Source organism: Alteromonas sp. MMG017 (genome assembly GCF_018100795.1).
In the GTDB taxonomy this organism is placed as follows: domain Bacteria; phylum Pseudomonadota; class Gammaproteobacteria; order Enterobacterales; family Alteromonadaceae; genus Alteromonas.
The window spans coordinates 270,703-284,884 of sequence record NZ_JAGJDY010000004.1; the positions used below are offsets into that span (position 1 = coordinate 270,703).

The window sequence follows — 14,182 nt, forward strand, 5'->3', positions numbered from 1 at the left end:
ATAAATAAACAGTGCAGCGCTAGTAGTTAAATGGTGTAAAAGGGGCAATCACATAGATTAGCTTTGACGGTCAGTTCAATACTGAACGTCACTATTGCACCCGAATTGGCACACTAAACAACAAACTATACGAGCAAAATGTGCCTGCTTCTTCTTGTATTCGTCACTCCTATAACAATCTATTTACAACCTAAAGTCGAAAATACCTAGAAAGTGCGTCATCGTACTCCTTTACAATATGATTGAGGGTGACGCCATGACAACCGTAACCAGTACGCAGATATGGGTGAAGAAAGATAAAATTGACGACACCCAAGTGGTAGACAAAACATTGTCTATCGATGATTTAGCGGAAGATGAAGTTTTGCTTGAAACCGATAGCTTTGGTTTTTCAGCCAATAATATTACCTATGCAGCATTGGGCTTTACTATGGGCTACTGGGGTTTCTTTCCTGCTGATGAAGATTACGGCATTGTGCCTGTATGGGGCTTTGCTACGGTTGTCGCCTCCAATCATGCTGATGTTAAAGCAGGCGAAAAAATCTTTGGCTATCTTCCAATGGCAAGCCATTGGGTAATTAAGGCAGGAAAAGTAGCACCCCACGGATTTTCTGATATACACGAAAACCGCAAAAGTATTAGCCCCGTGTACGACCAATATCTACGCTGTGCCGTCGACCCTGGTTATGACGCCAGCCGTGAAGCGTGGCAGTTAAATTTTCGCCCCTTATATATGACTTCGTTTGTGTTGGATGACTTTGTGGATGAATTTAGCCAAGGTGAGTCGTTATTACTTTCAAGTGCATCTAGCAAAACCGCATTGGGCACCGCTCAACTGCTTAAAGATCAAAAAAGTCACAGACATGCTAATTATCAAGTAATAGGGTTAACCTCTGCGTCAAATGTAGACATGGTGAAGGCATCGGGATGCTACGATCAGGTATTTAGCTATGACGATGTAGAAACTTTATCTAAAGATCACCAGTACTGGCTACTTGATTTTGCCGCCAATGGCTCTTTGATTGAGTCACTCGGCGATACACTTGGTGATAAGCTTTCAAAAGTGACGCTAATTGGTGCGACTGACTGGAAAGCCGAGCAAAAACCGAACAAGAAAGCCTTAGATGCAGAGATATTTTTTGCACCAGCTCGGGTAAAACAACGCCAGCAGGAATGGGGACACGATGGCTTTTTAGCAAAATACGCAAAGGCCTGGCAGGGTTTTGCAGGCAAAGTTCAAGATACCTTTTTTGAACAAGGACACACGGGCTCTCAGCAAATTGTTGCCTTATATTCCGACACCTTAAACGGCACCGCCGACACCAAAGCACTAAACGTGGTTCGCTTTAACTAGTTGGCTTTTGTTTACCTTAGCGACGTTATATAAACCTATATCTGACACTATTTGTAACAAAGAGGGGAAGGCTTTCATGCATTCCTCTCTTTTGTATTTGGTGACGAGTCGTTATAGTGAGGAAAACTATTACTAAAGGCATATCATGGGTCAGGAAACGTCCAAAATTCTCGTTGTCGATGATGACATGCGCCTTCGTAGCCTACTTGAACGCTATTTAGTGGAACAAGGGTATCAGGTGCGAAGCGCTGGAAATGCAGAGCAAATGGATAGACTGCTTGAACGCGAGAACTTCCACCTTATGGTGCTAGACCTAATGCTTCCTGGCGAAGATGGCTTGTCTATTTGTCGTCGCTTACGTCAAGCCGGTAGCGAACTTCCTATTATCATGCTTACCGCAAAAGGCGATGAAGTAGACAGAATTATTGGCCTTGAAATGGGTGCCGATGACTACTTGCCTAAGCCATTCAATCCTCGAGAGTTACTTGCACGGGCGAAGGCAGTATTACGTCGACGCAGTAGTGAAGCTCCTGGTGCGCCGTCTAAAGACGTTCAAGTTATCGAATTTGGCGAATACAAACTAAATTTGGCTACCCGAGAAATGACGGCTGGCACTACCCCCCTTACCCTCACCAGCGGTGAATTTGCGGTATTGAAGTCTTTAGTTACCCACCCTAGAGAGCCATTGTCACGCGATAAGCTGATGAATCTTGCTCGCGGGCGAGACTACAGTGCGCTTGAGCGTAGTATTGATGTTCAGGTATCTCGACTGCGTAGAATGCTAGAGAAAGACCCCGCTAACCCAAGGTATATTCAGACCGTTTGGGGCTTAGGCTATGTATTCGTACCCGATGGTGAGCAGGCATAAATAACCATGGGAAAAATGGGTTGTTTAGATAGGCTGGTGAAGTAGTGCGTCTGGTTCCTCAAAGTGCATTTGGCCAAACAGTAATGCTAATTGGCGTACTTTTGCTTATTAACCAAGTCGTCTCTTATCTGTCTGTTACTTATTATTTTATTCAGCCGAGTTACCAACAAATTAACAGCCTACTTGCCACGCAAGTAAAATCGGTATTAGCGGAAGACTTATTAGTCAGTAATGACGACAGCAGAGCCCGCTATTACGACAAAACCGACATTCAAATACTCGATGCCAGCAAAGCGCGAACCAAAGGCTTAGAAAGCGCGGTCTATTATGGGTTTATGTCGTCCCAAGTAAGCAAACAAATTGAGCAACTTGCCGATGTTCGCATTAGCACCGTTTCGCAAAAAACCGACGCCAGCGCACCCTATACAGTATGGATCTCGTTGTCTCGCTACCCCGACACCTGGATTGCTATTCCCATAACCGGCTTAAACGAAGCGAATATTTCACCGTTAACTATGTATTTGATGGTGATAGGTATATTAAGTGTGGCGGGTGGTTGGCTATTTGTACGGCGCATGACCATGCCACTGTCTTCTTTGCAAAAAGCAGCATTAGCGGTAGGTAAAGGCGAACACCCCGCGCCGCTTAAAGAGCAAGGCAGCACGGAAATGATTCAAGTTACCCGCGCCTTCAACCGAATGAATCAAGGCATAAAGCAACTAGAGCATGACAGAACCTTGATGACGGCAGGTATATCCCACGATTTACGTACTCCGCTGACACGCATTCGCCTTGCATCTGAAATGCTGCCTGAATCCCAAAACTGGATAAAAGATGGCATTGTTAACGATATTGAAGATATGAATGCCATTATCGATCAATTCATCGACTACGCCCGCTACGATACAGAAGAGATAAAAGAAAACACCGATCTAAACAGTCTTATTATTGAACTGGCTCAAGCGCGGCATATTGAAGAGAAGCATCATATCGCGTTGAAACTTAACGATATTCCCTTGCTTGATTTACGCCGCGTGGCCATGAAGCGGGTTATTGATAATATTATCGAGAACGCCTTTCGTTATGGCTCTGACAATATAGTTATCTCCACTTTTTATAACCGAAATGAAAAGCGGGTTTACTGTAAAATTCGCGACTTTGGCCCTGGCATTCCCGCAGCAGAATTAGAGCATGTGTTTATGCCCTTCGCGCAAGGCGACAAAGCCCGAAGTACATCGGGCTCTGGTTTAGGTTTATCAATTATAAGGCGTATTGTAGAAGCCCATGGTGGCGGTGTGGAACTGCGCAATCACCCACAGCAAGGCTTAATTGCAGAGTTCTATTTACCCCTTCATGCGTAACCGTGCTGTTTCACCATTCGGCTATAAGCCCATGCAGCAACCCACAACATACACCCGCCCATAGGTATTACCCAAAACGCGGTAGTAAGGGGCACATAGTTGGCCCACAAGCCTGTTGAAAATGAGGCTACTTGCACGCCAGTAGAGTTACCAATAATACAAATGCCAGATAATACGGGCCCGTTGTCACTATCAATATTCATAGCTGCCGATAACATAAGTGGAAATAACCCACCTAAGCCTAGCCCTAACAGTAAATTACCTGCGCCCATACTGTACAGGTCGGTCATAAGCTTAATGGCAAACACACCGCACAACGACGCTGTCGCCAAAATAACGATAAGACGATGTACCGACATAAATCGCAATAAAAAAGGAAAAACCAAACGGCTTATTACCATACCCGCCGTAAAACACGCGAGTAGGTTTCGAGATTGTTCACCGGTAAACCCAATGCCGTTTTGCGCATAGCTTACAAACCAATTAGCGTTGCCAAACTCTACCGCACCGTAGCCAAAACTAAGCAGCGCCATAAAAATAAAGATAGGTTGTCTAATTACCGCACCAAAATTAAGGGTTTTACGCTGCGCTTTTGGTTGCCCGCGAAGTAATTTAGCTTGAGAGTGCGCTGCCATAAAGGTGTACGCCGACAGGGCTAGCATAAATAATGCGAGCACCTGAATAGGCCTACGCCAATTTTCTTCCTGAAGATAAAGCAAGGTTACAAAAAACGAAGCGGCAAAGGTCCCCAAGCTGAACATAAAGTCCATCAGCCCCATCATGGTAAAGCGCTTTTCTTCGTACAGGCGTGCAATTAGGGTATGCCCAATAGTAAAAATTGTGGAACTGACTATGCCTATCACTACGGCCACCACCAATACCCATTGCCACCCTTGCAGTGACGATATGATCAGCAGTAAAACAGCGTTTATACCTAGCAGCGATGCTAACAATGGCATGTAATCAAAGCGACTTACGTACTTTCCGCCTACTACGGCGCCCACCATCATACCCAATGAGAAAAGCGAGAAGAACAAACCACTTACCAACTCTGACATACGTAGATCGGCAGCAATATCTGGAAGTAAAATACCCCATAATATAAACAACATACCCAGTAAGAAAAAACCGGAAAATATAACAACAGTAATAGGACGACGGCTCATCCATGCTCCTTTACAAACAGGGTTCTAAACGAAATAGTGCAATATTTTGGTGTAGCAGGGCATGATTTGTAGTTAAGAGACTTACTACAACGTTTTTTGATTTTTTGTTTGGAGCACATTTTTAACGTGAAAACGTTATCGACTACCAAGGACGCTACAGTACGCCTTTAGTATAAGTCGCGCAAGATAGGAGACGAAAAAAGCCCGCGGCTAAGCGCGAGCAAAATATTCTTTGATCTAATCTTTGATAACCCCCGAGACCAAGACTGTAGATTTACGTTGAAAGTGAAGACTTACCATATGGGAAAAATGACGACGGCTCTTTAACTGGTATCGACTCCGACGCTGATGGTATTCGCGACGATGTAGAAAGGAATACCGATATTATCTTTAATACATTGCATATTTCACTAGGAACCCCCTTGATTTGACTCCTGCTCCAAGACGACATTCCGGACACACACCTATTACGGCGACTCAATTGAAAGTTTTCCAGAAAGTTTCGAAAGCAAGATTTTGTATCAATGATGGCGATGACAAATCTATAGCAGATGAAGTATTTGCAAGGCATCTTGATTCGCAGGATATATTTGAAGCGCATTTAGAATTTGCTTCTACCTTGATTAGAGTTGGGATTTACCAATCATCAAAAGGCTCTGTGCTTTAGTTCCCGGATCTTCCTTTAGTCTGCCAAGACTGAGTGGATTCTGCTACTATAGTATCGTCAACAGAAATGGCTATATCGGAAACTCAGGTCCGGTGAAAGCGACATTTAAAAATGAGGTTGGGAGTGACACTGGCATTGAGTGTAAGATTTTGGCAAGATCGCGGCAAAGATTCAAGTTTTCATCAAATCGGACCGAGTGAGGGAGCATTTTTTGAAGTTAACTATGAGCCAGTATTGTAATGAGGTGGATAATATTTATCGTTGGCTCAACGTTAATTGGGTTCTATTGTTTCTTTAAATTGTTCCAACCCAGAGTATTTATTCATGTTGGAGATAATAACGTCGCCTTGGCCAAAGTGTATATAGACGCCAGTTGGCGCTTACAAAGATACCCATTTAGTAACGAGAAATTGTCTGAAATTTCCAAATTTCACAAGCTTCCACAAGGCATCACTGTTATTCAAATCCCTGTTATATACAACTCTGAAAATAAAAAAGTACCAGCACCAAACAATAAGGACAGAGAAGTTCAAATTTTTGACACTTCAATTCGAACTGAAAAAGGGCCACTCGACCCATTTAGCGTATCTTACACCCTAAGACTTATTTCCATAGATGATCGGAAGTATTGGTTTCCAGATAGCCAGCTGGACAGCAAGCTTCTTCAATATAAAAACAATATCAATTTTACCCCTCTGCCCCACAATTGGTTTGGATCCACCTCTTTACATTAAACAGTAAGCGAATCGAAACGAAAAAAGCCCGCGGCTAAGCGCGGGCAAAACATCAATCACGTTGAGTGTGATGAAGGTTGGGAAGGGAAGGGTTGCCTCCCCTAACATCTAACTGCGCCCCTAAAAACGCAGCGAGAATTAGTTGCCAGGACCCGCCTTAACAATGGCGTCACTAACATCGTATTTTTCGAAATTTTGTTTGAAGCTATCTACTAGGTTCTGCGCATATTCTTCGTATTTTTCTGCATCGTCCCACGTTTGCTTAGGCACCAATAATTTATCGTCAACGCCTGATACTGCAACAGGTACATCAAGGTTTAGGCCTTCAATATGTTGGGTTTCAACATCGGCTAAATCACCGGATACAATGGCATCGATAATGGCGCGGGTAGTAGGAATATCGAAACGCTGACCTGTACCATAAGGCCCACCAGTCCAACCGGTATTCACCAAGTACACTTTGGCGTTAAACGCTTTCACACGTTTAATTAATAACTCGGCATACACGCCTGCTGGGCGTGGGAAGAAGGGTGCGCCAAAGCAAGTAGAGAAGGTCGATTCAATGTCAGAGGTTGAACCAATCTCTGTAGAGCCTACCTTTGCGGTGTAACCACTTAAGAAATGATAGGCCGCCGCTTCTTCGCTTAGTACTGACACAGGCGGTAACACACCACTTACGTCACAGGTTAAAAACACGACAGAGCGTGGCTCGCCGCCACGGTTTGCTTCCACCCGCTTTTCGATATGGCTTAACGGATAAGCAGCGCGTGAATTTTGTGTTAGCGATGTATCTTTGTAATCTGGGGTGCGAGTATCGTCTAGCACAACGTTTTCTAAAATAGTGCCAAACTTAATGGCGTCCCAAATAACCGGTTCGTTCTTTTGCGAAAGGTCGATACATTTTGCGTAGCAGCCGCCCTCAATATTAAACACACTGCCTTCGCCCCAACCGTGTTCATCATCGCCAATTAAAAAGCGCTTAGGATCGGCAGATAAGGTGGTTTTACCTGTACCCGACAGACCAAAGAACAAGGTAACATCGCCTTGCTCGCCTACATTGGCAGAGCAGTGCATGGGTAATATGTCTTTCGCGGGAAGTAAAAAATTCTGAACCGAGAACATGGCTTTTTTCATTTCACCGGCGTATCTCATGCCGGCAATGAGCACACGTTTTTTTGCAAAATTAATGACTACAACACCATCACTGTTGGTGCCGTCACGCTCTGGCTCACAAACGAACCCAGGCACGTTGAGTACCTGCCATGGCGTTTCGTTATTGGCATTCCAGTTTTCAGGTACGATGAAAAGATTACGGGCAAATACGTGCTGCCATGCGGTTTGCGTTCTTACTTCTAAGGGAAGTGCATGCGCAGGATCTGAGCCTACTTGAAGGTGAGATAAAAAGTGTTCTTGAGTAGTAAGGTAAGCTTCTACTTTATTCCACAAGGCATCGAATTTATTGGCATCAAATGGCTTATTAACCTTACCCCAATCAATTTCATTTTCAGTGGAAGACTCTTTAACGATAAACCTATCATTTGGTGAACGACCGGTTCTTTCGCCAGTTTCAACCACCAAAGCCCCGTTAGTGTCCAACACACCCTCGCCACGCTTAATCGCGCGTTCGATTAATTCGGCGCTGGGCAAATCAACCAGTGGAGAGATTTTTAAATCCGTTTTCAAAGACGCTGCTACACTCATAACCGTAACCCTCAATGTAATCTTTCAATATCACTTTCAAAAAGTATCATTTAACCGAGTCTAAAGTAAATAAAGGCATAGCGTTATTTCTATAAAGAATACTGATTATTAATCCGGAGCAACTTTCAAAAAAAAACGTAATAAAATTACATTTTCATTTGGAGGAGAGAAACAAAATTGGATTCGTGGTATTTATATCAACCTCCCCTTACAACAAATGTCGTAATGGGGAAGTGAATAAGGAGATTTTCGTTTTTAAAGGCTGAGTTGAGGGTAAGGAATGCTAAGGGTAAAAAGCGTACCCTTATTGATTAGTATCAGGTGAAGGTGCATTACCACTGTGAATCGCCTCAATATCGATACTGTCGAAACGATATTCTGCATGGCAATACTGACAATTCATTTTAATGTCGCCATCTTCTTTCACTATCGATAACAGCTCTGCTTTATCGATGTTACGAAGCGCTTCTGCGCTACGTTCCTTAGAACAAGTACACGCAAAGCTAACTGCTTTCGCTGGGTATACTTCAACTTCTTCTTGGTGATACAAACGATAAAGAATGTCTTCTACCGACAACGAGAACATTTCTTTTTCCGTTAAGGTTTCGGTTAACGTCGCAATATGATCAAACCCTGTAGCTTGGGTTATATCAGTCGCGCTAGCATCTGTTGGTAATACTTGAAGCAGCATACCCGCCGCTCTGGCGTTGTTTTCATCTTGCAAGTCAGTCATTAAGTGCACGCGAGTGGCTAACTGTTCTGACTGGGCGAAGTATTCTTCTAAACACTCAGCTAATGTTGGTTTGTCTAGTGCCACAATACCTTGATAACGCTCGCCTTCATCAGGGGTAATTGTCATCACCAATACCGCTTCGGTAAGTAACTCATCAAACGCTTCTGGAAGCGTTTCAAGGCTTTCATCCCAGCGGGCAACGCCACGAAATGTTTGTTCATGGGTGGCATTAATTACCGCATAACTCACTGGCCCTTTACTTTGAATTTGTAAGGCAATTTCGCCTTTAAATTTAAGCGTAGCCGTCAGTAAAGATGTTGCCGCTGCCAGCTGCCCCAACAAACGCTGAATTTGTACAGGGTATTCATAGCTGTGCACAATTTGCTTTAAGCTTTCATCTAGGCGAACTAATTCGCCGCGAACGTTTGCTTGGGTAAATAAAAATCGATGTAATTTGTCGAAATCACTCATAAACTTGTCCTGTTAGGCAGCATGCTTTTTACTGCTGCTTAAATTTAATAATTTGTCTGCGCTGTTTTTTATCTGGCCGATTTTCCGGCTTAGGACTATGAAAAGCGTTCAATTTTCGTGCAACTTGGTTTTCTTCACGTTTTGTTACACTTGTCTCAGTTTCTTCATATAAGGCTTGAGCAAGTGCTGCACTAAGTCGTTTATCACTGAGTCCTCGAACAATAACGTCACGGTTATCCCAACCTGAGGGAACTTTTATCACTGCACCAAGCTCTACATTCTTGCCGGGCTTAGTGCGTTGTCCGTTGTAGTGAACTTTTCCTGACTGAACCATGTCTCTGGCAATGGCGCGGGTTTTGAAAAACCTTGCTGCCCATAGCCACTTGTCTAGCCTCACATTTTGTGATGTATTGTTCGTTTCCATAAGACCTTTGTAATAATTTCGTAACGGTGCGGCTTTAGTGTTGTGAGCCCCACCTCGACTAGGCTATGATGGGTCGGACAAAGCGCGGTTAACCAAATTTTCACTTTTATAATAAGCAGTACCATCAAGTGGCGACATGACATTCGATAAACTCAATCCACAGTCTCTGGTTGTTTTTGTAAACCAGAACCAAAAACAACTTCACACGTTAATTGTGGTGCTGCTGAGCCTATATTTAATAGCCTTTGCCGCCAAGCTAATATGGCGAATTATACCTGAACCTCAATTATCTGCGACTCCCGCAGTGAGTTTTGCGCCTATACCTTCTACGGCTTCAGGGCAAAGTGGGGTCAACATACGCAAAATACAACAATTAAATTTATTTGGTAATGCAGCAGCGGTGCCTGCAAAGGTAGAAGAAGCCCCCGTTACTGATGCGCCTGAAACGCGTCTTAACCTTACGCTTACCGGTGTAGTAGCTAGCTCAGATGAAGATTCTAGTACTGCGGTTATCGAAAATCGCAATAGCCAAGCAGTGTATGGCTTGGGTGAAAAAATTGAAGGTACTAACGCCACTCTGAAGCAAGTATTCCGCGACAGGGTTATCATTAAAAATGGAATTAGAAACGAAACCTTGATGTTAGATGGCATTGACTACGACGAAGCGAACAAGCGTCGCCAACAACAAGCTAAACGTCGTCCACAGCCAGTGCCAGATGTACGAGACGAGCCCGATTCAAGACAGTTAAGTGAAGAAGCCATTGAAGCAACCGCTTCACTGCGAGAACGCCCAGCAAGCTTTACCGACTTCATCTCTATTTCGCCAAAAACGGAAGAAGGACAGCTAATCGGCTATCAAGTTAGCCCAGGTAAAGAACCCGCATTATTTAAATCAGCAGGGCTTCAAGCCGGCGATGTTATTGCACAAATTAACGGATTGGATCTGACAGACATGCAGCAATCCCAAGAAGCACTATCTGAACTTCGCAATGCTCAGAATATTGAACTTACAATCATTCGTGATGGCAGTTTTACTACGCTCTATCTCGATTTGCCTGAGCCATCAGCAGAATAAGAATTAAAGGAAGACAGAATGAAAAGGCGCACTAGCCAAAAATTGTTATCTCGCCTAAGCACAGCGCTGTGTACGGCCCTTCTTTGTTTCTCGGTAACAGCCGCTGAATATATGCCTAATTTTAAAGACACTGATATTAGTGAGTTCATTAATATTGTGGGCAAGAACTTAGAGCGCACCATTATTGTCGACCCCAATGTTCGCGGTAAAATCAGTGTTCGAAGCTACGATATGCTCACTGAAGATCAGTATTATCAATTCTTTTTAAACGTGCTTCAGGTTTACGACTTTGCTGTGGTTGAAATGCCTAGTGGTATTTTAAAAGTCGTTCGCTCAAAAGATGCTAAAACGTCAAATATTCCTGTCGTAGAAGGTTCAGCGAAAGACGGTGATGAAATGATCACCCGCGTAGTGCCTGTTTATAACGTACCGGTAAGAGAATTAGCGCCTATTTTACGTCAGCTTAATGACCAAGCAGGCGGTGGTAATGTAGTAAGCCACGACCCTTCAAACGTAATGATGATTACTGGCCGCGCGGCTGTGGTAAACCGCTTAGTTGAAATTATTGAGCGTGTTGACCGTGCAGGTGATGAAGAAGTTGAAATTGTGAAACTACGTTTCGCTTCAGCCTCTGAAATGGTGCGTATTATCGACAGCATTAACAAGTCACAAGGCAAGACCAATACCGGTGCTAAATCAGACCCTCGAGTGGTAGCCGACGACCGCACTAACTCAGTAATTGTAAGCGGTGATATTAAAGCCCGCCAACGTTTAATCAACCTTATTCAGCGCATGGATCAGGAGTTAGAAACCAGCGGTAACACCCGCGTAATGTTTCTTAACTACGCCAAAGCCGACGACCTAGTGAAAGTACTACAAGGAGTGTCAGCCAGTATTCAAGCCGAAGAAAAAAGTGGCAGTGCCAATAGCCGTTCGTCGTCGAACCGTGATGTCAGCATTGATGCCCATGAAGATTCTAATGCGTTAGTGATCACTGCGGAACCTGACATGATGCGTTCACTTGAAGAAGTAGTTCGCCAGTTAGATATTCGCCGAGCACAAGTACAAGTAGAAGCTATTATTGTAGAAGTATTTGAAAGTGACGGCACTACCTTGGGTGTACAGTGGGTGTCTGAAAGTGGCGGCGGTACTCAGTTCAGCAATGGCGTTATACCTGTTGGTTCATTGGCTGTAGCGGTTAAAGAAGCAGAAGACGATACCGATACCGAAGCCTTTGTAACTGATGAAGGTGCTGTTGTTGAAGTCACTACTACCGATGAAGGTGATTACACTTCTCTTGCCAGCTTATTGGGCAGCGCGAACGGCTTAATTGCCGGTATTATTGATAATGGCTGGGGCGCAGTCGTACAAGCTGTCAGTACCGATACTAACTCAAACGTATTGGCCACGCCGCACTTAACAACCATGGATAACGAAGAAGCCTATTTCATTGTAGGTCAAGAAGTACCCATTATTACGGGCACATCTACAGGCTCGAATAACTCGAATCCTTTCCAAACGGTTGATCGCCAAGAAGTGGGTATTAAACTTAAAGTAACACCGCAAATTAACGAAGGCGACGCGGTACAACTGCTAATTGAACAAGAAGTATCAAGCGTAAGTGGTGCTACTTCAGTAGATATCTCTATCAACAAGCGTGAAATTAAAACCACGGTTATTGTAGATGATGGCGGCACCATAGTTTTAGGTGGCTTGATTGATGAAGACGTACAAGAAAGTGTGTCTAAAGTGCCTTTATTAGGCGACATCCCAATTCTTGGTAACTTATTTAAGTCTACGTCTACTAGCAAACGTAAGCGTAATCTCATGGTGTTTTTAAAGCCTACTATTGTACGTGACGGCGCAACTATGAATTCTATCAGTCATCGTAAGTACAACTATATTCGTGCGCTACAACTTAAGCGCCAGCAAGATGGTATTTCATTAATGCCTAACGCGGAAAGCCCAAGCATGCCGAACTGGGATGATGAACTTTCATTACCGCCTTCATTTGAAGAGTACCTGACTGAAAAAGACAACCTTGATGAAGGTAACGAGTAATATGGCAGGTCAAGACGAGCAACTCACCCTTGCGGTAGAGGCACAGGAAGAAGCGCTCGAAGCTATGGCTGGCGAAGAAGGCTTACCAGAAGCCGAAGCTGGCCCTCGTCAGCTTTCGTTTAGCTTTGCAAAGCGTAATCAGGTTTTACTTGAAACTAACGTGACGCCTGCTGTGCTGTATTTTACGGAAAACACGCCTTTTGAAGTGTTTGCCGAAGTCCGCCGCTTTTATGGCGAACCTTTTGTACCTAAAACCATTGCAGCTGATGAGTTCGAAAGCTTTCTAACCACTGCATTCCAGCGTGATAGTTCTGCAGCAAAGCAGTTAATGGAAGATTTAGGTAACGAAAGTGATTTGTTTGCCCTTGCTGAAGAGTTACCTGATACCGAAGATTTATTAGATAACGAAGATGACGCCCCTATCATCAAGCTGATTAATGCCATGCTAGGTGAAGCGATTAAAGAAGGCGCGTCAGATATTCACATTGAAACCTTTGAAAACCAATTAGTGGTTCGGTTTCGTGTAGATGGTGTATTGCGAGAGATTTTACGCCCAAATCGTAAACTCTCTTCCATGCTAGTTTCTCGTATTAAGGTAATGGCAAAGCTTGATATTGCTGAAAAACGAGTACCTCAGGATGGCCGTATTACCCTTCGTATTGCAGGCCGTGCGGTAGATGTTCGTGTGTCTACTATGCCATCGAGCCACGGCGAACGCGTGGTACTGCGTTTATTAGATAAAAACAACGCGCGGTTAAACCTAAAAGACTTAGGCATGACCCAGCAAAACCGTGACCATTTCTCTTCGTTAATTAGAAAACCCCACGGTATTATTTTGGTTACCGGCCCGACAGGTTCTGGTAAAAGTACCACCTTGTATGCAGGCCTAAGCGAGATAAACTCTCGCGACCGCAATATTTTAACCGTAGAAGATCCTATAGAATTCGACTTACCCGGTATTGGTCAAACACAGGTAAATCCCCGTGTAGATATGACTTTCGCCCGCGGCCTTCGAGCGATTTTGCGACAAGATCCCGATGTGGTGATGGTAGGGGAAATTCGAGACGTTGAAACCGCACAAATTGCGGTTCAAGCCAGTTTAACCGGTCACTTAGTGTTATCGACCCTTCACACCAATACCGCTGCTGGCGCGATCACCCGTTTAGAAGATATGGGTATTGAGCCCTTTTTGCTTTCATCAAGCTTACTGGCAGTATTATCGCAGCGCTTAGTGCGTACACTGTGTAAAGAGTGTAAGACACCTCACACGCCCGATCCTCAAGAGTGTGAAGCCCTTAATATTGATGCCGATAGCAACTTTACCATTTACCAACCCAACGGCTGCGCCGCATGTAACCAAACCGGTTACAGAGGTCGTACGGGTATTCACGAGCTATTACTGGTGAATGAGAAAGTGCGCGAAATGATGCATGAAGGCGTGGGTGAACAGGCCATTGAAAAATATATCAGGCACTCTACGCCCAGTATTCGGGATGATGGGTGTCGTAAGGTACTTGCAGGTGTTACCTCTTTAGAAGAAGTCCTGCGTGTAACCAAGGAGGATTAG

General features: G+C 44.1%; 12 protein-coding genes. 8 read left to right on the forward strand and 4 right to left on the reverse strand.

Features of this window, described 5'->3' with window-relative positions; genetic code table 11:
- Window positions 1-256: 256 nt before the first annotated feature.
- The 3 genes from J8L84_RS08035 to envZ all read left to right on the forward strand — a co-directional run bounded on the left by J8L84_RS08035 (window position 257) and on the right by envZ (window position 3,583).
- Window positions 257-1,354 carry a DUF2855 family protein gene (locus J8L84_RS08035; RefSeq protein WP_211070230.1) on the forward strand — a complete coding sequence of 366 codons (1,098 nt, stop codon included), beginning with the start codon at window positions 257-259 and terminating at the stop codon, window positions 1,352-1,354.
- A gap of 145 nt (window positions 1,355-1,499) precedes the next feature.
- The gene (gene ompR, locus J8L84_RS08040) at window positions 1,500-2,222 is read left to right on the forward strand and encodes a two-component system response regulator OmpR (RefSeq protein WP_057795281.1); all 723 of its coding nucleotides are present in this window, start codon (window positions 1,500-1,502) and stop codon (window positions 2,220-2,222) included.
- A 44-nt stretch (window positions 2,223-2,266) separates the two neighbouring features.
- Window positions 2,267-3,583 carry a two-component system sensor histidine kinase EnvZ gene (gene envZ / locus J8L84_RS08045; RefSeq protein ID WP_211070231.1) on the forward strand — a complete coding sequence of 439 codons (1,317 nt, stop codon included), beginning with the start codon at window positions 2,267-2,269 and terminating at the stop codon, window positions 3,581-3,583.
- Here envZ and J8L84_RS08050 read toward each other — a convergent pair.
- On the reverse strand, window positions 3,574-4,749 hold the full coding sequence (locus J8L84_RS08050) for an MFS transporter (protein ID WP_211070232.1): 1,176 nt from the start codon (window positions 4,747-4,749) through the stop codon (window positions 3,574-3,576). The two genes, envZ and J8L84_RS08050, sit on opposite strands and share 10 nt — an antisense overlap.
- A gap of 481 nt (window positions 4,750-5,230) precedes the next feature.
- Between J8L84_RS08050 and J8L84_RS08055 the strand changes: the two genes are divergently transcribed.
- Both J8L84_RS08055 and J8L84_RS08060 read left to right on the forward strand, forming a co-directional pair.
- Complete coding sequence (locus J8L84_RS08055) at window positions 5,231-5,416, forward strand: hypothetical protein (protein WP_211070233.1); 186 nt, start codon at window positions 5,231-5,233, stop codon at window positions 5,414-5,416.
- Window positions 5,417-5,655: 239 nt separating this feature from the next.
- Window positions 5,656-6,150: a hypothetical protein gene (locus tag J8L84_RS08060; protein WP_211070234.1), complete on the forward strand. Its 495-nt coding sequence runs from the start codon at window positions 5,656-5,658 to the stop codon at window positions 6,148-6,150.
- Window positions 6,151-6,288: 138 nt separating this feature from the next.
- Here J8L84_RS08060 and J8L84_RS08065 read toward each other — a convergent pair whose 3' ends face one another.
- The 3 genes from J8L84_RS08065 to hslR all read right to left on the reverse strand — a co-directional run bounded on the left by J8L84_RS08065 (window position 6,289) and on the right by hslR (window position 9,479).
- Window positions 6,289-7,851, reverse strand: coding sequence for a phosphoenolpyruvate carboxykinase (locus tag J8L84_RS08065; protein WP_211070235.1), 1,563 nt, complete (start codon window positions 7,849-7,851; stop codon window positions 6,289-6,291).
- A gap of 304 nt (window positions 7,852-8,155) precedes the next feature.
- Window positions 8,156-9,055: an Hsp33 family molecular chaperone HslO gene (gene hslO / locus J8L84_RS08070; protein ID WP_211070236.1), complete on the reverse strand. Its 900-nt coding sequence runs from the start codon at window positions 9,053-9,055 to the stop codon at window positions 8,156-8,158.
- 28 nt (window positions 9,056-9,083) lie between these two features.
- Window positions 9,084-9,479 (reverse strand): ribosome-associated heat shock protein Hsp15, encoded by a 396-nt coding sequence (gene hslR, locus J8L84_RS08075; protein ID WP_211070237.1) that lies wholly within the window; start codon window positions 9,477-9,479, stop codon window positions 9,084-9,086.
- Between the two features lie 136 nt (window positions 9,480-9,615).
- On the opposite strand from hslR, the gene gspC reads away from it, so the two are divergent.
- The 3 genes from gspC to gspE are packed head-to-tail and all read left to right on the forward strand — an operon-like array spanning window position 9,616 to window position 14,182.
- Window positions 9,616-10,554, forward strand: coding sequence for a type II secretion system protein GspC (gspC, locus tag J8L84_RS08080; RefSeq protein WP_211070238.1), 939 nt, complete (start codon window positions 9,616-9,618; stop codon window positions 10,552-10,554).
- An 18-nt stretch (window positions 10,555-10,572) separates the two neighbouring features.
- Window positions 10,573-12,615 (forward strand): type II secretion system secretin GspD, encoded by a 2,043-nt coding sequence (gene gspD / locus J8L84_RS08085; RefSeq protein ID WP_211070239.1) that lies wholly within the window; start codon window positions 10,573-10,575, stop codon window positions 12,613-12,615.
- A gap of 1 nt (window position 12,616) precedes the next feature.
- Window positions 12,617-14,182 (forward strand): type II secretion system ATPase GspE, encoded by a 1,566-nt coding sequence (gene gspE, locus J8L84_RS08090; RefSeq protein ID WP_282100412.1) that lies wholly within the window; start codon window positions 12,617-12,619, stop codon window positions 14,180-14,182.